Consider the following 20106-nt stretch of genomic DNA (forward strand, 5'->3'; position numbering starts at 1 on the left):
AGATCCTGTGAAAAGAAAGCCAGACACACCGAGTGAATCTGGCAGGTCAGGAGGGAATCGAACCCCCAACCTACGGTTTTGGAGACCGTCGCTCTGCCAATTGAGCTACTGACCTAAAACAAAATCAGGCCGACCATTATGCCGGCCTGAAGGAGACTTTACAACAATTTACTCTGGAGCCCTGGTTACGACATCCGCACCGACGACACAACCATCATCACCGCGAACAACCAAAGGCAACCTGAACCACTTAAAACAAAGGCAGATATTTTCATATCTGCCTTGTTATATGGAGCTCTTGAGCGGATTTGAACCGCTGACCTCACCCTTACCAAGGGTGTGCTCTACCAACTGAGCTACAAGAGCGTAACACTGTGCAAAACCTGTAAACTTGGAGCGGGTAGCGGGAATCGAACCCGCATCATCAGCTTGGAAGGCTGAGGTTCTACCACTAAACTATACCCGCGAGGCTTACAGCTCTCGCTAAAAATGGTGGAGGGGGAAGGATTCGAACCTTCGAAGTCGTAGACGTCAGATTTACAGTCTGATCCCTTTGGCCGCTCGGGAACCCCTCCTAAGCGAGCCGGCATTCTACATCATGCCAGCCTTCTGTCAAGCATTTTTCTCATTAAAAACCTGAGCTTAGCTGCGTTGACCTCGCCTCACATCGTTAACCGTTTCCGGTGTTCGCTGTGGAGCGGGCGCCATTCTATGCAAACTATTCGATGGGTGCAACCCCCTCGCACGGCATTATTTTATGTTTTAACTCATTGAATTCTTTAGAAAGGTTTATCAGCTGCAGATCGTCCAGCCAGCGTCGGCTTTCCGGGGCCACACGCAGCCAATAACCGGCAGTTTCAGAGCCACCCTTGGGCAACGTCTGAAACTTGACTTCCATACCAGTCAATCTGCGCTCAAGCCCCTGAGCCACGTCCTGACGGGTAAAACCGCCCAGATAAAGACAGCCGGAATCCGGCTGGACTGCCTTGCCCTTGTCCTTGGCCACCTCCCCCGCCTCGCTCAACAGACGGATATCCTGCTGAGACCCGCGATACAGACTCAAGGGCGTTACATCCTTCGCGCGCAGCGGAGCCTCCTGTTGATGCCAGACGTAATAAAACACATTGAGAACAAGCAGCAGCAGAAACAACCAACGCATAAAGACCTCAGGACAAAGGGCACGCCATAGCCAAGCCGACAAACACCAGATCCGGAACCACCCTGGCCTGAGGCACGACCTCAGAAACCAGGTTTGCATCCCCCCCTGTGAGGAATACGACAAAGCCCTCGCCCCAGTAACTGCGCGCCAACTCGAGCTGAGTCAGTACGAATCCGCGCAACATCAACAGACAACCACGCTCTACAGCCTCAACAGTCGCGCGCCCCGGAACAAGACTTTCCAGAGCCTGCTCAGCCGCCAGGTCCCCATAACGAATCTTGCGAGTGTGGGTGCGCAATTGGTTGCGCATCAACGGCATCCCCGGACAGATGAAACCACCCAGGTGCTCTCCATCCGCCGCGATAAAGTCAGCAGTGACGGCCGTACCGAAGTCGAGCACCAGGCACGCACCTGAAGCCAGATGAAAGCCCCCAAGCATTGCAAGCCATCGATCCAGACCCAGCCGCTCAAACTCCTCGTACCCATTGCGCACGCCTGACATTTCGCGCGCAGGCGTTGCACACACAACCGGCACATCAAAGGTTTCCCTTAGCAAAGACGTCAGTGCACCGGTCTCCTCCGCCGTCCTCACGCTCACCAGCCGGCAAAACGTGAGAGCAAGCCCTTCAATCGACCCCAACCCCTCAAGCAATGCGAGGTTGGAATCGACAACCCCCTCACCAAGCACCTGCCCGGCATTTGCGGCCAGCACGCGCCACTTGATGAAACTATTCCCACAATCGAGCTCAAGAATCATCACGTAACCTCAGGCTCAACTCACCACCACTGAAGACTTTCTCCACACCATCCACCTTCAGGCGCAAGGCGCCCTGGCCATCAATACCAAGCACCTCACCATCAATTTGATTGACCCCGGCAATCAACGACACACTGCGCCCCTGCCACAGGTGATTTTGCTCCCACTCGGACTGGATGGCTAAAAAACCGCCCGCCTGATGAAGTGCCAGGTATCGCTGCAGCATTTCCCCCAACCTGGCGACCAATTGGTTGCGATCAAACAATTTGCCAGACTCGAGCCGCATGGATGTCCATTGCTGATCTACCTCGTCAGCGGACTGCATGTTCACATTGACCCCCACACCGAGAACCACGTGGCACACATCAGCGGGATCACCAACCAACTCGAGCAATATTCCCGCGATCTTTTTCTGACCCACAAGGACATCGTTTGGCCACTTCAATCCAGCGGCAGCAATGCCGAGCTCACGCAGCGTCTGCAAAACAGCGAGCCCAACGACAAGGCTCAGCCCCTCCAACTGACGCATCCCGCCATCAATGCGTAGTACCAGGCTGTAATAGACGTTTTCTGCAAATGGACTGACCCACTTGCGACCACGTCGCCCGCGCCCGGCTGTCTGCCGCTCCGCAAGCACAAGAAAGGGTGCCGCCTGACCCCGCTCAATGGCGCGCAGTGCCTCGGCGTTTGTGGAGTCGATCGAGTCGTAGACCTGGACTGGCCAGTCGCAGGAAAGCGCCTGCGCACTTATCTCGGCAGGATCGAGCAGCGCTAATGGCGCTGACAATTGATAGCCGCGCCCACGAACTTTATGAATAGACAAACCCAGCTCAGCCTCCAAATGCTGAAGCTGCTTCCACACGGCACTACGACTGACGCCCAGGGCAGCACCCAGCGCTTGACCCGAATGGAATCGGCCATCTTTAAGAAGCTTTAACAACGTCAGCATGCAGGTCTCGCCTCACAATGAGGCCCGCATGATAGCCACGCGCCGAGCTATTGCATAGAAATCCAGCAGTCGCGGCTTTCCTGCGGACAAAAACAAAACCCCTACCTGCATACGCAGATAGGGGTTTCGGAATTTAATCTTGACGATGACCTACTCTCACATGGGGAAACCCCACACTACCATCGGCGATGCATCGTTTCACTGCTGAGTTCGGGATGGGATCAGGTGGTTCCAACGCTCTATGGTCGTCAAGAAATTCGGGTACCGAGTCGTGGCCGGCTGGCCGCGCTTCAGCAAATTGGGTATGTGATGGAAATCGGTGTTTTGTGAGCGTCGAACTTTCGGTTCTTGCGTCTTCACACACCGCAATCTGATGCTTCTTTCGAAGTAGTCAAATTGCTTGGGTGTTATATGGTCAAGCCTCACGGGCAATTAGTATTGGTTAGCTCAACGCCTCACAGCGCTTACACACCCAACCTATCAACGTCGTAGTCTTCGACGGCCCTTCAGGGGACTCAAGGTCCCAGTGAGATCTCATCTTGAGGCAAGTTTCCCGCTTAGATGCTTTCAGCGGTTATCTTTTCCGAACATAGCTACCCGGCAATGCCACTGGCGTGACAACCGGAACACCAGAGGTTCGTCCACTCCGGTCCTCTCGTACTAGGAGCAGCCCCTCTCAAATCTCAAACGTCCACGGCAGATAGGGACCGAACTGTCTCACGACGTTCTAAACCCAGCTCGCGTACCACTTTAAATGGCGAACAGCCATACCCTTGGGACCGGCTTCAGCCCCAGGATGTGATGAGCCGACATCGAGGTGCCAAACACCGCCGTCGATATGAACTCTTGGGCGGTATCAGCCTGTTATCCCCGGAGTACCTTTTATCCGTTGAGCGATGGCCCTTCCATACAGAACCACCGGATCACTAAGACCTACTTTCGTACCTGCTCGACGTGTCTGTCTCGCAGTCAAGCGCGCTTTTGCCTTTATACTCTACGACCGATTTCCGACCGGTCTGAGCGCACCTTCGTACTCCTCCGTTACTCTTTAGGAGGAGACCGCCCCAGTCAAACTACCCACCATACACTGTCCTCGATCCGGATAACGGACCTGAGTTAGAACCTCAAAGTTGCCAGGGTGGTATTTCAAGGATGGCTCCACGCGAACTGGCGTCCACGCTTCAAAGCCTCCCACCTATCCTACACAAGCAAATTCAAAGTCCAGTGCAAAGCTATAGTAAAGGTTCACGGGGTCTTTCCGTCTAGCCGCGGATACACTGCATCTTCACAGCGATTTCAATTTCACTGAGTCTCGGGTGGAGACAGCGCCGCCATCGTTACGCCATTCGTGCAGGTCGGAACTTACCCGACAAGGAATTTCGCTACCTTAGGACCGTTATAGTTACGGCCGCCGTTTACCGGGGCTTCGATCAAGAGCTTCGCGTTAGCTAACCCCATCAATTAACCTTCCGGCACCGGGCAGGCGTCACACCCTATACGTCCACTTTCGTGTTTGCAGAGTGCTGTGTTTTTAATAAACAGTCGCAGCGGCCTGGTATCTTCGACCGGCGTGGGCTTACGCAGTAAATGCTTCACCCTCACCGGCGCACCTTCTCCCGAAGTTACGGTGCCATTTTGCCTAGTTCCTTCACCCGAGTTCTCTCAAGCGCCTTGGTATTCTCTACCCAACCACCTGTGTCGGTTTGGGGTACGGTTCCTGGTTACCTGAAGCTTAGAAGCTTTTCTTGGAAGCATGGCATCAACCACTTCGTCACCCAAAGGGTAACTCGTCATCAGCTCTCGGCCTTAAGATCCCGGATTTACCTAAGATCTCAGCCTACCACCTTAAACTTGGACAACCAACGCCAAGCTGGCCTAGCCTTCTCCGTCCCTCCATCGCAATAACCAGAAGTACAGGAATATTAACCTGTTTTCCATCGACTACGCTTTTCAGCCTCGCCTTAGGGACCGACTAACCCTGCGTCGATTAACGTTGCGCAGGAAACCTTGGTCTTTCGGCGTGGGTGTTTTTCACACCCATTGTCGTTACTCATGTCAGCATTCGCACTTCTGATACCTCCAGCAAGCTTCTCAACTCACCTTCACAGGCTTACAGAACGCTCCTCTACCGCATCACTTGCGTGATACCCGTAGCTTCGGTGTATGGTTTGAGCCCCGTTACATCTTCCGCGCAGGCCGACTCGACTAGTGAGCTATTACGCTTTCTTTAAAGGGTGGCTGCTTCTAAGCCAACCTCCTAGCTGTCTAAGCCTTCCCACATCGTTTCCCACTTAACCATAACTTTGGGACCTTAGCTGACGGTCTGGGTTGTTTCCCTTTTCACGACGGACGTTAGCACCCGCCGTGTGTCTCCCATGCTCGGCACTTGTAGGTATTCGGAGTTTGCATCGGTTTGGTAAGTCGGGATGACCCCCTAGCCGAAACAGTGCTCTACCCCCTACAGTGATACATGAGGCGCTACCTAAATAGCTTTCGAGGAGAACCAGCTATCTCCGAGCTTGATTAGCCTTTCACTCCGATCCACAGGTCATCCGCTAACTTTTCAACGGTAGTCGGTTCGGTCCTCCAGTCAGTGTTACCTAACCTTCAACCTGCCCATGGATAGATCGCCCGGTTTCGGGTCTATTCCCAGCGACTAGACGCCCTATTAAGACTCGCTTTCGCTACGCCTCCCCTATTCGGTTAAGCTCGCCACTGAAAATAAGTCGCTGACCCATTATACAAAAGGTACGCAGTCACCCAACAAAGTGGGCTCCCACTGCTTGTACGCATACGGTTTCAGGATCTATTTCACTCCCCTCTCCGGGGTTCTTTTCGCCTTTCCCTCACGGTACTAGTTCACTATCGGTCAGTCAGTAGTATTTAGCCTTGGAGGATGGTCCCCCCATATTCAGACAAAGTTTCTCGTGCTCCGTCCTACTCGATTTCATGACTAAGAGATTTTCGCGTACAGGGCTATCACCCACTATGGCCGCACTTTCCAGAGCGTTCCGCTAATCTCAAAGCCACTTAAGGGCTAGTCCCCGTTCGCTCGCCACTACTAAGGGAATCTCGGTTGATTTCTTTTCCTCAGGGTACTTAGATGTTTCAGTTCCCCTGGTTCGCCTCTTGCACCTATGTATTCAGTACAAGATAACCATCTTATGATGGCTGGGTTCCCCCATTCAGACATCTCCGGATCAAAGTCTGTTTGCCGACTCCCCGAAGCTTTTCGCAGGCTACCACGTCTTTCATCGCCTCTGACTGCCAAGGCATCCACCGTATGCGCTTCTTCACTTGACCATATAACCCCAAGCAATCTGGTTATACTATGAAGACGACATTCGCCGAAAATTCGAATTTCTCAATTAAGAGAACTCACAAATTTTACCTTAGCCTGATCCGTTACCAGTGAAAGTAACGTTCAGTCTATCTTTCTATCACATACCCAAATTTTTAAAGAACGAACTAGTCAAAGACTAGAAATCAACATTCACCATCATCGATGGAATGCTCATTTCTAAGCTTTACACAATCAGAAGCAGTAGTGGTGGAGCCAAACGGGATCGAACCGTTGACCTCCTGCGTGCAAGGCAGGCGCTCTCCCAGCTGAGCTATGGCCCCGTATTTCTACAGGCGTTTCCCACACAAAATTGGTGGGTCTGGGCAGATTCGAACTGCCGACCTCACCCTTATCAGGGGTGCGCTCTAACCAACTGAGCTACAGACCCAATTTCGGGCTGCTTCTTATCGTCTTCTTCAATGAATCAAGCAATTCGTGTGGGAACTTATGGAGCAGCTGAGTCGTCGATTAAGGAGGTGATCCAGCCGCAGGTTCCCCTACGGCTACCTTGTTACGACTTCACCCCAGTCATGAATCACACCGTGGTAACCGTCCCCCCGAAGGTTAGACTAGCTACTTCTGGTGCAACCCACTCCCATGGTGTGACGGGCGGTGTGTACAAGGCCCGGGAACGTATTCACCGCGACATTCTGATTCGCGATTACTAGCGATTCCGACTTCACGCAGTCGAGTTGCAGACTGCGATCCGGACTACGATCGGTTTTGTGGGATTAGCTCCACCTCGCGGCTTGGCAACCCTCTGTACCGACCATTGTAGCACGTGTGTAGCCCAGGCCGTAAGGGCCATGATGACTTGACGTCATCCCCACCTTCCTCCGGTTTGTCACCGGCAGTCTCCTTAGAGTGCCCACCATGACGTGCTGGTAACTAAGGACAAGGGTTGCGCTCGTTACGGGACTTAACCCAACATCTCACGACACGAGCTGACGACAGCCATGCAGCACCTGTCTCAATGTTCCCGAAGGCACCGATCCATCTCTGGAAAGTTCATTGGATGTCAAGGCCTGGTAAGGTTCTTCGCGTTGCTTCGAATTAAACCACATGCTCCACCGCTTGTGCGGGCCCCCGTCAATTCATTTGAGTTTTAACCTTGCGGCCGTACTCCCCAGGCGGTCAACTTAATGCGTTAGCTGCGCCACTAAGAGCTCAAGGCTCCCAACGGCTAGTTGACATCGTTTACGGCGTGGACTACCAGGGTATCTAATCCTGTTTGCTCCCCACGCTTTCGCACCTCAGTGTCAGTATCAGTCCAGGTGGTCGCCTTCGCCACTGGTGTTCCTTCCTATATCTACGCATTTCACCGCTACACAGGAAATTCCACCACCCTCTACCATACTCTAGCTTGTCAGTTTTGAATGCAGTTCCCAGGTTGAGCCCGGGGCTTTCACATCCAACTTAACAAACCACCTACGCGCGCTTTACGCCCAGTAATTCCGATTAACGCTTGCACCCTCTGTATTACCGCGGCTGCTGGCACAGAGTTAGCCGGTGCTTATTCTGTCGGTAACGTCAAAACACTAACGTATTAGGTTAATGCCCTTCCTCCCAACTTAAAGTGCTTTACAATCCGAAGACCTTCTTCACACACGCGGCATGGCTGGATCAGGCTTTCGCCCATTGTCCAATATTCCCCACTGCTGCCTCCCGTAGGAGTCTGGACCGTGTCTCAGTTCCAGTGTGACTGATCATCCTCTCAGACCAGTTACGGATCGTCGCCTTGGTGAGCCATTACCTCACCAACTAGCTAATCCGACCTAGGCTCATCTGATAGCGCAAGGCCCGAAGGTCCCCTGCTTTCTCCCGTAGGACGTATGCGGTATTAGCGTCCCTTTCGAGACGTTGTCCCCCACTACCAGGCAGATTCCTAGGCATTACTCACCCGTCCGCCGCTGAATCAGGGAGCAAGCTCCCGTCATCCGCTCGACTTGCATGTGTTAGGCCTGCCGCCAGCGTTCAATCTGAGCCATGATCAAACTCTTCAGTTCAAACATCTTTGGGTTTTGAGAAAACCCTAAACTTGGCTCAGCAATCGTTGGTTACATCTTTGATTTCTCGCGGAGTAACTTGTGATGCTGATAATCTGTTGACTAGCAGTCTGACTCCACAAGCACCCACACGAATTGCTTGATTCAGTTGTTAAAGAGCGGTTGGTTAAGAGCTTTCGTCTCAACCGAGGCGCGCATTCTACAGCAGCCTCATTTGCTGTCAAGTGATTATTTTCAGAAGTTTTCAAGGAATCCTTAACAACTTCAACCACTTGCGCTTCAGATCTCTCGTCAGCGGGAGGCGAATTCTACAGCGTTACACGCTGCTGTCAACACCTCTTTTTCAACTTCCTTTTGGCTTCGATGACCTGAAGCAACTTGCTGTCGAAACCTGCATAACTCATTGTTTTACAAGGAGTTTTCCGTTTCGACTGCGCCGGAAGTGGGGCGAATTATAGGCTTCTAAAATTCGCCGTCAACACCTTATTTCAACTTTATTCAGCTTTGAGCGTAATACGCGCAAATGCCTTCTTGCCGGCCTGGCAAACATGGGTCGCACCCAACGTGTATATAAAGGTGCGATCTACCACCTCACCATCTATACGCACACCACCCGAACCGAGAAGATCTCGCGCCATCGCCGAGTTCTTCACCAGGCCAGCCTTATTAAGGACTGCAGCGATCGGCATATCTTCGGCAGCCGTCAACTCGATCTCTGGCAGATCATCCGGCAGCTCGCCTTCCTTCATACGGTTACCCGCCGCACGGTGAGCATTGGCCGCAGCCTCCTCACCATGGAAGCGCGCAACGATCTCTTCGGCCAGCTTGATCTTGATATCGCGCGGATTGGCACCCGCCTCCACATCAGCGCGCAACGCATTGATCTCATCCATGGAACGGAAGCTGAGCAATTCGAAGTAACGCCACATCAGCACATCCGGAATGGAGACCAGCTTGCTGTACATCACACCCGGCGCTTCCTGGATACCGACGTAGTTGCCCAGGGACTTGGACATCTTCTTCACGCCATCCAGGCCTTCAAGCAGCGGCATGGTCAAAATGCACTGGGCTTCCTGACCATAACCACGCTGCAGCTCACGCCCCATCAGCAAGTTGAACTTCTGATCGGTGCCGCCGAGCTCGACGTCTGCACGCAGCGCTACCGAGTCGTAACCCTGTACCAGCGGATAAAGGAACTCGTGAATGGCGATCGGCTGATTGGTCGTGTAGCGCTTGTCGAAGTCATCGCGCTCGAGCATGCGAGCCACGGTGTACTGCGAAGTCAGGCGAATGAAGTCAGCCGGCCCCATCTGATCCATCCAGGTGGAGTTGAACGCCACCTCGGTTTTTGCCGGATCCAGAATCTTGAAGACCTGCGTCTTGTAGGTCTCGGCATTCTCGAGAACCTGCTCGCGAGTGAGCGGCGGGCGCGTAGCACTCTTGCCGCTCGGATCACCGATCATCCCGGTGAAATCACCAATCAGGAAGATCACCTGATGCCCCAGCTCCTGGAACTGACGCAGCTTATTAATAAGCACGGTGTGACCCAAGTGCAGATCCGGAGCCGTTGGATCGAAGCCCGCCTTAATACGTAGCGGCTGGCCACGCTTGAGCTTTTCAATCAGCTCGGACTCGACCAACAGTTCTTCCGCACCACGTTTGATCAGCGCTAGCTGCTCTTCAACCGACTTCATAACAGACCCGCAAGGCTCAGATTCAAAGGGAACCAACCATACAAGATCGCGCGTCAAATACAAGGTTTGCCCGGCGCACGGACGCCAATCCACAGACAGGGTGCCTGCGGACTTGCTTCAGAGATGATTTGGTTATATTTTATACAGTTATTTCATCTTCATCATGTCATTCATCTTTTCCAATTCATCTTTTTCAAAGTCAAAACCACTTATGACCACAGAATCGTCTAAAGCGCCGCCGCTTTACCCGAAAACCCACTTGCTCGCCGCAAGTGGCATCGCCGCCCTTCTCAGCCTGGCGCTCCTGGTATTCCCTTCCAGCGATGTTGAAGCCAAAAAGACGACCCTTAGTCTTGAACTGGAAAGTCCTGCTGAACAACTGACACAAGATCAAGACGCTGCTGAAGCCGTTCAAGCCACAAATGAGCCAGCAACATCTCCCTTCGCGCAGATCGACAACAGCGCCGAGGACACTCAGGAAACAGCTCTGGCCGAGCCCGCGCCGGTCGTCGAAGAAAAGAAGCCGGCAAGCCACAGGGAAGTGATCGTTGCCAAGGGCGACACCCTCTCTACGCTGTTCGCGAAAGTCGGCCTCCCCACCACCTCGGTGCATGAAATACTGGCCAGCGACAAGCAGGCCAAGCAGTTCAGCCAGCTCAAGCATGGGCAAAAACTCGAATTCGAGCTGAGCCCTGACGGCCAATTGAACAACTTGCACAGCAAGCTCAACGACGTCGAAAGCATCAGCCTGACCAAGAATGACAAGGGCTACACGTTCAACCGCACTACTGCAAAACCGACCGTGCGCTCCGCTTACGTTCACGGCGTGATCAACAGCTCGCTGTCGCAGTCCGCGGCCCGTGCAGGCCTGTCCCACAGCCTGACCATGGACATGGCCAGTGTGTTTGGCTACGACGTGGACTTTGCCCAGGATATTCGCCAGGGCGACGAATTCGACGTGATCTACGAGCAAAAGGTAGTCAACGGCAAAGCCGTCGGTAACGGTCCGATCCTGTCGGCACGCTTCACCAACCGCGGCAAGACCTACACCGCTGTTCGCTACACCAACAAACAAGGCAACAGCAGCTACTACACCGCTGACGGTAACAGCATGCGCAAGGCGTTCATCCGCACACCAGTGGACTTTGCCCGCATCAGCTCGAAATTTTCCATGGGTCGCAAACACCCGATCCTGAACAAGATCCGCGCCCATAAAGGCGTCGACTATGCTGCGCCGCGCGGCACGCCGATCAAGGCTGCCGGTGATGGCAAAGTGTTGCTGGCCGGCCGCCGTGGTGGCTACGGCAATACCGTGGTCCTCCAGCATGGCAATACCTACACCACGCTCTACGGCCACATGCAAGGCTTCGCCAAAGGCGTGAAGACTGGCGGCACGGTGAAACAGGGCCAGGTGATTGGCTACATCGGCACTACCGGCCTCTCCACTGGGCCGCACCTGCACTACGAGTTCCAGGTCAATGGCGTGCACGTCGATCCGCTGGGCCAGAAACTGCCAATGGCCGATCCGATTGCCAAGGCCGAACGCGCACGTTTCCTCGCCCAAAGCCAGCCGCTGATGGCGCGCATGGAGCAGGAAAAAGCCACTCTGCTGGCTTCGAGCAAGCGTTAAGTCATGGCGCGCTATATAGGTGTGATGTCCGGGACCAGCCTTGATGGCCTGGACATCGCGCTGATCGAGCAAGCCCCGGCGATCAGGCTGATTGCCTCCCACTACATTCCAATGCCCGACTCCCTGCGCGCCGAGCTACTGGGCTTGTGCGCCAGTGGCCCGGACGAAATTGCCCGCTCCGCCATTGCCCAGCAGAACTGGGTGAAACTGGCAGCCCAAGGGATTCAAGCCCTTCTCGCTCAACAGCAACTCAAGCCAGACGACATTCGTGCAATCGGTAGCCATGGCCAGACCATACGCCATGAACCGGCACGCGGCTTTACCGTGCAGATCGGCAATCCGGCCCTGCTGACGGAGCTGACCGGCATCACCGTGGTCAGCGACTTCCGCAGCCGCGACGTCGCGGCCGGCGGGCAAGGTGCACCGCTGGTTCCCGCCTTTCATGAAGCCTTGTTTGAAAAACGGGCCGGCAACCGCGCGGTGCTGAACGTAGGCGGTTTCAGCAATCTCAGCCTGATCGAACCCGGCAAGCCGGTTGCCGGTTTCGACTGCGGCCCGGGCAATGTGCTGCTGGACGCCTGGATTCATCAGCAACGCGGCGATCACTTTGACCGTGACGGCCAATGGGCAGCCAGTGGCAACGTTCAACCCGTGCTGTTGAATGCGCTGCTCAGCGATCCGTTCTTTGTGACCACGGGCCCGAAAAGTACTGGCCGGGAAGTGTTCAACCTGCGATGGCTGACACAGCATCTGACACAACTGCCAGCCTTCACCGCCGAAGATGTTCAGGCGACGCTGCTTGAGCTGACCGCGTTGACCATCATCGAGTCACTGCAAAGCGCCCAGGCAGACACACAGGAGCTGCTGGTCTGCGGCGGCGGCGCCCACAACGCCGCGCTGATGAGTCGCCTGGCCAACCTGTTGCCTAACGCAAGTGTCAGCAGCACCGCTACGTACGGTGTAGACCCCGACTGGGTCGAAGCCATGGCCTTCGCGTGGCTGGCTCATTGCTGTCTCGAAGGCATCGCAGCCAACCGCCCGAGCGTTACCGGTGCCCGTGGTTTGCGCGTACTCGGCGCCATCTACCCCGCCTGAATCCTCCACACAGCAAAACGCCGCAAGACCCTGAGGCCGTGCGGCGTTTTGTAGATCAGGTGCGTTGATCAGATCGAGAACGAAGAACCGCAGCCACACGTAGTGGTCGCATTCGGGTTCTTGATGACGAAACGCGAACCTTCCAGACCTTCCTGGTAGTCCACTTCAGCACCCGCCAGGTACTGGAAGCTCATCGGATCGACCACCAGACTCACACCTTCGCGCTCGACGATGGTGTCGTCATCGGCCACTTCTTCATCGAAAGTGAAGCCGTACTGAAAACCTGAACAACCGCCGCCCGTAACGAATACGCGCAGCTTCAAGCGATCATTCCCCTCTTCATCGACCAGGCTCTTCACCTTATGCGCGGCACCGTGGGTGAATTGCAAAGCCGTGGGGGTGAAGGATTCGACGCTCATGCTGACTATCTCCCGGCGTTACGCCGTCATATTGCGTGATGACGCGCATTATCCGCTTCTCCTAGAAAAGCGGTCAACTATTGTTATGGTATATCAACCAATCCCGTCACCGGCCTGGAATGCAAAAAGGCCCGTCAGACGGGCCTTTTGCTGTACTCGATAAATCTTACGGCAGCATGCCTGCGTGAGACAGGCCCAGACGCTCGTCCAATCCGAACAGAATGTTCAGGTTCTGCACCGCCTGCCCCGACGCCCCTTTGACCAGGTTGTCGATCACCGACAGCACCACCACCAGATCACCATCCTGAGGGCGATGCACGGCAATACGGCAGACGTTGGCACCTCTAACGCTACGAGTCTCCGGATGGCTGCCGGCAGGCATCACATCGACGAACGGTTCGTTGGCATAGCGCTTTTCAAACAGCGCCTGCAGATCCACCGAACGATCGACAACAGTGGCGTAGAGCGTCGAGTGGATGCCGCGAATCATCGGTGTCAGGTGCGGAACGAAGGTCAGGCCGACGTCCTTGCCCGCTGCACGACGCAGCCCCTGGCGGATTTCCGGCAGGTGACGGTGACCTTTGACGGCATAGGCCTTCATGCTTTCCGAAGTCTCGGAGTACAGCGAGCCTACGGAAGCACCACGACCGGCACCACTGACGCCGGATTTGCAGTCGGCAATCAGATGTGAAGCATCGGCCAGGCCGGCTTCGAGCAATGGCAGGAAACCCAATTGCGTTGCAGTCGGGTAGCAGCCCGGTACGGCAATCAGGCGCGCTTTCCGGATCTGCTCGCGATTGACTTCCGGCAGGCCATAAACCGCCTCGTCCAGCAACTCCGGTGCGCCGTGCGGCTGGCCGTACCACTTGGCCCATTCATCGGCGTCTTGCAGACGGAAGTCGGCCGACAGGTCGATGACCTTGGTCCCGGCCGCCAGCAGTTCACCCGCCAAGGCATGGGCAACACCGTGCGGCGTGGCGAAGAACACCACATCGCAGGCACCCAGGGTCTTGATGTCCGGAACGCTGAACGCCAGGCCGTCGTAATGGCCTCGCAGGTTCGGGTACATGTCGGCCACGGCCAGGCCGGCCTCGGATCGGGAAGTGATGACAACCACTTCAGCTTGCGGATGTTGCGCCAACAGACGCAGCAGTTCGACACCGGTGTAACCCGTGCCGCCGACGATACCGACCTTGACCATAAACCTGCCCTCAACGAACCCACTGGAAAGCCGTCGATAATAGGGGCCGCGCGCCCCTGCGACAACCGTCAAGGTGACGTGCGGAGCCTCAAGCCACTACTATTCCGGCTACCGTGAATCCTGGAATAACCAAAAATGCTCTATCTGTGGCTCAAAGCGCTTCACATCGTCAGCGTCGTTTGCTGGTTTGCCGGCCTGTTCTACCTGCCGCGCCTGTTCGTCTATCACGCGCAGAGCGAAGACGCCGTCAGCAAAGAGCGCTTCAGTATCATGGAGCGCAAGCTATACCGGGGCATCATGGGGCCGGCGATGATCGCGACGCTGATCTTTGGCGGCTGGCTGATCAGCCTCAATCCGAGTGCGTATTTCACTCAGGGTGGCTGGATGCATGCCAAGCTGACGCTGGTGGTGATTCTGATCGGCTACCACCACATGTGCGGCGCGCAGGTAAAACGCTTTGCCCGTGGCGAAAACACCCGCAGCCATGTCTTTTATCGCTGGTTCAATGAGGTTCCGGTTCTGATATTGCTGGCAATCGTAATACTGGTCGTCGTTCGGCCGTTCTAAATCCAATAGGCACAACTCACCGGGGTACTTCCAATGTCGCTGCCCGCTCTGCTCGAACAACGATTGCATCTGCCCGTGGTGGCAGCGCCGATGTTCCTGATTTCCAATCCGCAATTGGTACTCGCCTGTTGCCGCCAGGGCGTGGTCGGCAGCTTCCCGGCGCTGAATCAGCGTGAAAGCAGCGGCTTCAAGGCCTGGCTGGAAGAAATCGAAGCGGGGCTTGCGACACTGGAAAACCCCGCGCCTTATGCCGTGAACCTGATCGTCCACAAGAGTAATCCACGCTTACAGGCAGATCTGCAGATCTGCGTCGAACACAAAGTGCCGATCGTGATCACCAGCCTCGGCGCCGTGAAAGAACTGGTCGACGCAGTCCATGGCTACGGCGGCCTGGTGTTCCACGATGTGACAACCCGTCGTCATGCCGAGAAAGCGGCCGAAGCAGGCGTGGATGGCTTGATCGCCGTGGCGGCCGGTGCCGGCGGGCACGCCGGGACCTGGAGCCCGTTCTCGCTGATAGCCGAAATCCGCCAGTTCTTCGACAAGACCCTGTTGCTGGCCGGTTGCTTGAACCACGGCCACGAAATTCTGGCCGCTCAATTGCTCGGCGCGGATCTGGCCTACTTCGGCACGCGATTTATCGGCACGACCGAAAGTCATGCACCTGACGCCTACAAAGAAATGCTGCTGACATCCAAAGCGGCAGACATCATCCATACTCCAGCCGTGTCAGGTGTCCCTGCGAGTTTCATGCGCCAGAGCCTGGAGGCCGCCGGTTTCGACATGGCCGCCTTGCAAGGCAAGGGCGAGATCAATTTCGGTTCCAAGCTCAAACCCGTGAGCGATGAGGCCAAAGCCTGGAAGACCGTCTGGTCCGCAGGCCAGGGTGTGGGAGAAATCGAGGACTTGCCGAGTGTCGAGCAGTTGATTGCACGACTCGACGCGGAGTACCGCCAGGCCCTGGAGCATGCGGCCCGGTTGCCAAAACGCTGGCCGCGCTGACCGTAAAACTTGGCCAGCCTCACCCGGCTGGCCTTACACTCGCCCGGACACACCATTCTTCTTTCAACCTCTCGTGACAAGGATGCCTCGAATATGGACGAAAACCGTTTCAAGATCGTCTTCGACGGTGGCTTGCTGCCCGGTGTCGACATCACCACTGCAAAGCTCAACCTCGCCGACTTGTTCAAAAGTGATGTCGCGGCTATCGAGCGCCTGTTCAGCGGGCGCCCGGTAGCGCTCAAACGCAACCTGTCGCAGGCCGATGCCCAGACCTATCTCCAGGCGCTGAACAAAACCGGGATCGACGCCCGCGTCGAAGCCGAAACACCGATCGAGTTGAACCTTGCCGACGTGCATGACCATAGTCCGGCCAGCAGCCAGGCGGATTTGGCAGATCCGCTGTCTCCTTACGCTCCACCTCGCGCGCTCGTCGGCGAGGCCGTGGCGGAATTCGCCACACTCAAGCCATTCAGTTTCGATGGCCGTATCGGCCGCTTGCGCTACCTCGCCTGGACGCTGGTGCTGACACTTGTGCTCCTGGCTGTTTGCGGGGTGTTTGCGTTGGCCGCGCTGGCCCTCATTGGCGCGGATTCGACCGCCGGCCTGATATTGGGCGGCTTGCTGGCGCTGATCCTGTTTGTCGGATTTGCCTTCGTCAGCATCCAGATCACCGTTCAGCGCTTACATGATGCCGGTTGGTCCGGCTGGCTGTGGCTGCTGAACCTGGTGCCGTTTGTAGGCAGTTTCTTTCCGATTGTGATCATGGTCGTACCGGGTAACGAGCTGGCCAACCGCTACGGTCCGCCACCCCCGCCGAACAGCACCGCGGTCAAAGTATTGTCTTCGCTGTGGCTGGTATTTATCGCGCTGATCCTGGTCGGCACCCTGGCCGGAGGTCTCACGGCGATACAGGATGAATACGAGAGCGCCGCACAGAGCAGCTACGAAAGCAGTTCGGTCACCACCGATGAAATCGACGTCGAGGTCAAACCGCTGCCAAATTCCGCCAACGATGCAGCCGAAGAGGCCCGGCCCCCTGTAGACTCTGCGAAAGAATGAACAGCGCTCCTGGCCCGTGACACCTGCGTCGCGGCGCGGAGCTGTTGCGATGGAGAACTGCATGACCCGTTACGCTCTGATCACTGGCGCCTCCAGCGGCATCGGCCTGGCAATGGCCGAAGCGTTGGCCCGGCGCGGCCGCAGCCTGATTCTGGTGGCCCGACAGCGTGATCAGCTGGAAAGCATTGCGATTGAACTGACCCAAAGGTTCGGTGTGGAAGTGTTGTTCCGTGCCTGCGACCTGGGCGAACCGTTGCGCCTGTCCGGATTCCTGTTGGAACTGGAGGAAGGCGACCGGCAGATCGACCTGCTGGTCAACTGCGCCGGTATCGGCACATGCGGCCCGTTTCTGGCCCAGGACTGGATGACCGAGCAAGACCTGATCGAAGTCAACATCCTCGCCCTCACCCGCCTGTGTCACGCCATCGGCAACAGCATGGCCCTGCAGGGCGGCGGGCAGATTCTGAATGTGGCCTCGGTGGCGGCGTTTCAACCGGGACCGTGGATGAGCACTTATTACGCCAGCAAGGCCTATGTGCTGCACTTTTCCGAAGGATTGCGCGTTGAGCTGAAAAAGTGCGCGGTCAAGGTTTCCGTGCTCTGCCCCGGACCGACCCGCACGGCGTTTTTCCGCACCGCGCAACTCAACACCGACAAACTGATCAACAGCAAGCTGTTGATGAGCCCCGAGGAAGTGGCGCTCTACACCGTGCGCGCACTGGAAAAAAATCGCGCGATCATTATTCCGGGGCGGCGCAACCGCTGGCTTGCCTTCCTGCCAAGGCTCGGCTCGCGCTGGCTGAGCCGCACAATCGCCGGCATGATCAACAAGGCTTACTGCCCGCGCTGATCCAGTTCAAGGTAAAAGGCTGGGCGCTGGCATAAGCCATGAGTACACTCAGGCCAGCCCAAACAACGGAGAAAACAGCTGTGGATACTCTGTTCACCAAGATCATCAACCGGGAAATCCCGGCGAAGATCATTTACGAGGACGACCAGGTACTGGCCTTCCACGACATCGCCCCACAGGCACCGGTACATTTCCTGGTGGTCCCGAAGAAACCGGTGCGCACCCTTAACGACCTCACCGAGGACGACAAGGCGCTGGCCGGGCATATCCTGTTCACCGCGCAGCGTCTGGCCCTGGAGCTGGGCTGTGAAGAAGGTTTCCGCGTCGTCATGAACTGCAATGAATTGGGCGGACAAACCGTCTACCACATTCATATGCACGTGCTGGGTCAGCGCCAGATGCACTGGCCGCCGGGCTGATTGCGGCAATCCCTGTGGAGGCGGCGCACTGCCGCTTTCACAAAAGGCATCACAGCACTGTCACAGCCACTGCATCACAATGACCCAACGCAATCCTTCCCCGGCCGTTTGGGTTAAACTGGCCACCGAAATTCCCCCGGAGGTCAGCATGACTACCCAACGTCACTACTCGCCCATTGACCGCCTTCTGCTGCAAGCCGATGCCGCGATGCGTACCCTGCTGCCCTTCAGCGGCCAGCCGTACCGTCCGTCGCCTGCCATCGTGCAGCCGGATGCAAAATTGAGCGACGAAGACACGCGCCACGTGGCCGGCCTGATGCGCATCAACCATACCGGCGAAGTCTGTGCCCAGGCGCTGTATCAGGGGCAGGCGCTGACCGCCAAACTGCCGCAAGTGCGTGCAGCCATGGAGCATGCCGCCGAAGAAGAAATCGATCACCTGGTATGGTGCGAACAACGCATCCATCAACTGGGTAGCCACACCAGCATCCTCAATCCCCTGTTTTATGGCATGTCTTTCGGGATTGGCGCAGTGGCCGGCCTGATCAGCGACAAAGTCAGCCTGGGGTTCGTTGCGGCAACGGAAGACCAGGTGTGCAAACACCTGAACGAACATCTGCAACAATTGCCGGCCGAGGATGAAAAATCCCGGGCAATCCTCGAGCAGATGCGTATCGATGAAGAACAGCATGCCGAAAGTGCACTGGATGCTGGCGGGTTCCGCTTTCCAGCGCCGATAAAATTCGGGATGAGCCTGATGGCCAAGGTGATGACCAAGAGTACCTATCGGATCTGACTCCGTTTTTTTGTAGGGGCGAGCTTGCTCGCGAAGGACATCAACAGTAACGGGTGTATCTGGATAAACGTGCGGCCCTCAGGTCCATCGCGAGCAGGCTCGCTCCTACAAGGGTTTTGCGACAGACATGAAAAAGGCGACTGCCGTGAGGGAGTCGCCTTTTTTACGCCTGAAAATCTTACGCCATGTTGCGTGCGTAGAAGATTTCGAGCATTTCGTGTTTCACCCGCTCGGTCACCTGGGCGCGTTGCTCAGAGGACAGGTTGCTGGTGGCGTCGCCGAACAGGTAGTTATCCAGTTCGAAGTTCTTCAGCAGCATCTTGGTGTGGAACAGGTTTTCCTGGTACACGTTCACGTCGGTCATCTGGTACGCGTCGTAAGTGTCATCGGAGAGGTAGTTCTGGATCGAATTGATCTCATGGTCGATGAAGTGCTTTTTGCCTTCAACGTCACGAGTGAAGCCGCGCACACGGTAGTCCACGGTCACGATGTCCGAATCGAACTGGTGAATCAGGAAGTTGAGCGCTTTAAGCGGTGAAATGACCCCGCAAGTCGACACGTCGATGTCCACACGGAAAGTTGCAATACCACTGACCGGATGGATTTCCGGGTAGGTGTGCACCGTGATGTGGCTCTTGTCGAGGTGGGCCAGAATGATTTCGGGCAGCGGGCCCGGGGATTCTTCGATCTGACTGTCGGTCGGGGTTACCGGCTCCTCGGAGATCAGGATCGTGACGCTGGCGCCCTGCGGCTCATAGTCCTGACTGGCAATGTTCAGGATGTTGGCACCAATGATATCGACAACTTCCGTGAGAATCTGCGTCAGGCGTTTCGCGTTGTACTCTTTATTGATGTACTCGACGTAAGCCTGCTGGTCTTGCGGGGTTTCCGCGTAGCAGATGTCATAGATGTTGAAGCTCAAGGTCTTTGTCAGGTTATTGAACCCGTGGAGCTTGAGTTTGCTTTTCACCGTTAAAAACTCTCTATGTGCTTGCGGCCCGGCCGCGTGATCAAGCATGCCCGTCAGATGCGAACAACGCACCTGCGTAGGACGGTTAACACCTCTTCGCGATGGCGATTTTGGTTGTCTGTTCGGGTACGAGGCCTGTCGGGTGACGGGCCACTACCCTGAAAAAAGTGGCGCATTATGCAGACGTCAG

General features: G+C 56.0%; 15 protein-coding genes, 6 tRNA genes and 3 rRNA genes. 8 read left to right on the forward strand and 16 right to left on the reverse strand.

Translation table 11 applies throughout. The annotated features are described in order from the left end of the window. Nucleotides 1-39: 39 nt before the first annotated feature. From ACEN8E_RS26670 to tyrS, 13 genes are all read right to left on the reverse strand, one after another. Nucleotides 40-115 (reverse strand) — tRNA-Trp (locus ACEN8E_RS26670). Nucleotides 116-290: 175 nt separating this feature from the next. Then, nucleotides 291-366 (reverse strand) — tRNA-Thr (locus ACEN8E_RS26675). A gap of 26 nt (nt 367-392) precedes the next feature. Next, nucleotides 393-466, reverse strand: a tRNA-Gly gene (locus ACEN8E_RS26680). Between the two features lie 24 nt (nt 467-490). Continuing rightward, nucleotides 491-575, reverse strand: a tRNA-Tyr gene (locus ACEN8E_RS26685). Between the two features lie 143 nt (nt 576-718). Beyond that, a complete protein-coding gene (locus tag ACEN8E_RS26690; protein WP_495590459.1) occupies nt 719-1159 on the reverse strand; it encodes a hypothetical protein in 441 nt (146 codons plus the stop codon). 7 nt (nt 1160-1166) lie between these two features. Beyond that, nucleotides 1167-1916 carry a pantothenate kinase gene (locus tag ACEN8E_RS26695; protein ID WP_495590460.1) on the reverse strand — a complete coding sequence of 250 codons (750 nt, stop codon included), beginning with the start codon at nt 1914-1916 and terminating at the stop codon, nt 1167-1169. After that, nucleotides 1906-2865 carry a bifunctional biotin--[acetyl-CoA-carboxylase] ligase/biotin operon repressor BirA gene (birA, locus tag ACEN8E_RS26700; protein WP_495590461.1) on the reverse strand — a complete coding sequence of 320 codons (960 nt, stop codon included), beginning with the start codon at nt 2863-2865 and terminating at the stop codon, nt 1906-1908. The genes ACEN8E_RS26695 and birA overlap by 11 nt, the downstream gene beginning before the upstream one ends. 137 nt (nt 2866-3002) lie before the next feature. Next, a 5S ribosomal RNA gene (rrf, locus tag ACEN8E_RS26705) occupies nt 3003-3118 on the reverse strand. Between the two features lie 158 nt (nt 3119-3276). After that, a 23S ribosomal RNA gene (locus ACEN8E_RS26710) occupies nt 3277-6168 on the reverse strand. Between the two features lie 245 nt (nt 6169-6413). Then, nucleotides 6414-6489 (reverse strand) — tRNA-Ala (locus ACEN8E_RS26715). A gap of 30 nt (nt 6490-6519) precedes the next feature. Then, nucleotides 6520-6596, reverse strand: a tRNA-Ile gene (locus tag ACEN8E_RS26720). An 81-nt stretch (nt 6597-6677) separates the two neighbouring features. Further along, nucleotides 6678-8214 (reverse strand): 16S ribosomal RNA (locus tag ACEN8E_RS26725). The 16S, 23S and 5S rRNA genes sit together here with 2 tRNA genes alongside, the layout of an rRNA operon. A 494-nt stretch (nt 8215-8708) precedes the next feature. After that, nucleotides 8709-9908, reverse strand: coding sequence for a tyrosine--tRNA ligase (gene tyrS, locus ACEN8E_RS26730; protein ID WP_495593400.1), 1200 nt, complete (start codon nt 9906-9908; stop codon nt 8709-8711). 211 nt (nt 9909-10119) lie between these two features. On the opposite strand from tyrS, the gene ACEN8E_RS26735 reads away from it, so the two are divergent. Together ACEN8E_RS26735 and ACEN8E_RS26740 are read left to right on the forward strand one after the other, a co-directional pair. Beyond that, nucleotides 10120-11538, forward strand: coding sequence for a peptidoglycan DD-metalloendopeptidase family protein (locus ACEN8E_RS26735; RefSeq protein ID WP_495590462.1), 1419 nt, complete (start codon nt 10120-10122; stop codon nt 11536-11538). A gap of 3 nt (nt 11539-11541) precedes the next feature. Next, the gene (locus ACEN8E_RS26740; protein WP_495590463.1) at nt 11542-12633 is read left to right on the forward strand and encodes an anhydro-N-acetylmuramic acid kinase; all 1092 of its coding nucleotides are present in this window, start codon (nt 11542-11544) and stop codon (nt 12631-12633) included. A 68-nt stretch (nt 12634-12701) separates the two neighbouring features. Here the strand turns inward: ACEN8E_RS26740 and erpA are convergent, their stop codons facing one another. Both erpA and argC read right to left on the reverse strand, forming a co-directional pair. After that, nucleotides 12702-13052, reverse strand: a complete 351-nt coding sequence (erpA, locus tag ACEN8E_RS26745; RefSeq protein WP_007906865.1) for an iron-sulfur cluster insertion protein ErpA — start codon at nt 13050-13052, stop codon at nt 12702-12704. Nucleotides 13053-13218: 166 nt separating this feature from the next. After that, nucleotides 13219-14253 carry an N-acetyl-gamma-glutamyl-phosphate reductase gene (argC, locus tag ACEN8E_RS26750; protein WP_085716545.1) on the reverse strand — a complete coding sequence of 345 codons (1035 nt, stop codon included), beginning with the start codon at nt 14251-14253 and terminating at the stop codon, nt 13219-13221. Nucleotides 14254-14388: 135 nt separating this feature from the next. On the opposite strand from argC, the gene hemJ reads away from it, so the two are divergent. The 6 genes from hemJ to coq7 all read left to right on the forward strand — a co-directional run bounded on the left by hemJ (nt 14389) and on the right by coq7 (nt 18946). After that, nucleotides 14389-14820 carry a protoporphyrinogen oxidase HemJ gene (gene hemJ / locus ACEN8E_RS26755; protein ID WP_429366715.1) on the forward strand — a complete coding sequence of 144 codons (432 nt, stop codon included), beginning with the start codon at nt 14389-14391 and terminating at the stop codon, nt 14818-14820. 33 nt (nt 14821-14853) lie between these two features. Next, nucleotides 14854-15822 carry an NAD(P)H-dependent flavin oxidoreductase gene (locus ACEN8E_RS26760; RefSeq protein WP_495590464.1) on the forward strand — a complete coding sequence of 323 codons (969 nt, stop codon included), beginning with the start codon at nt 14854-14856 and terminating at the stop codon, nt 15820-15822. Nucleotides 15823-15915: 93 nt separating this feature from the next. Further along, the gene (locus ACEN8E_RS26765; RefSeq protein WP_495590465.1) at nt 15916-16881 is read left to right on the forward strand and encodes a DUF805 domain-containing protein; all 966 of its coding nucleotides are present in this window, start codon (nt 15916-15918) and stop codon (nt 16879-16881) included. 61 nt (nt 16882-16942) lie between these two features. Continuing rightward, on the forward strand, nt 16943-17731 hold the full coding sequence (locus ACEN8E_RS26770; RefSeq protein ID WP_495590466.1) for an SDR family NAD(P)-dependent oxidoreductase: 789 nt from the start codon (nt 16943-16945) through the stop codon (nt 17729-17731). 80 nt (nt 17732-17811) lie between these two features. Next, on the forward strand, nt 17812-18150 hold the full coding sequence (locus ACEN8E_RS26775; RefSeq protein WP_007906873.1) for a histidine triad nucleotide-binding protein: 339 nt from the start codon (nt 17812-17814) through the stop codon (nt 18148-18150). Nucleotides 18151-18298: 148 nt separating this feature from the next. Further along, entirely contained in the window at nt 18299-18946 is a 648-nt protein-coding gene (gene coq7, locus ACEN8E_RS26780; RefSeq protein WP_495590467.1) for a 2-polyprenyl-3-methyl-6-methoxy-1,4-benzoquinone monooxygenase, read from the forward strand. 178 nt (nt 18947-19124) lie between these two features. Here the strand turns inward: coq7 and speD are convergent, their stop codons facing one another. Next, nucleotides 19125-19916, reverse strand: a complete 792-nt coding sequence (gene speD, locus ACEN8E_RS26785) for an adenosylmethionine decarboxylase (RefSeq protein ID WP_007986012.1) — start codon at nt 19914-19916, stop codon at nt 19125-19127. Nucleotides 19917-20106: the final 190 nt, after the last annotated feature.

The organism is Pseudomonas sp. Pseusp9 (assembly GCF_059491265.1).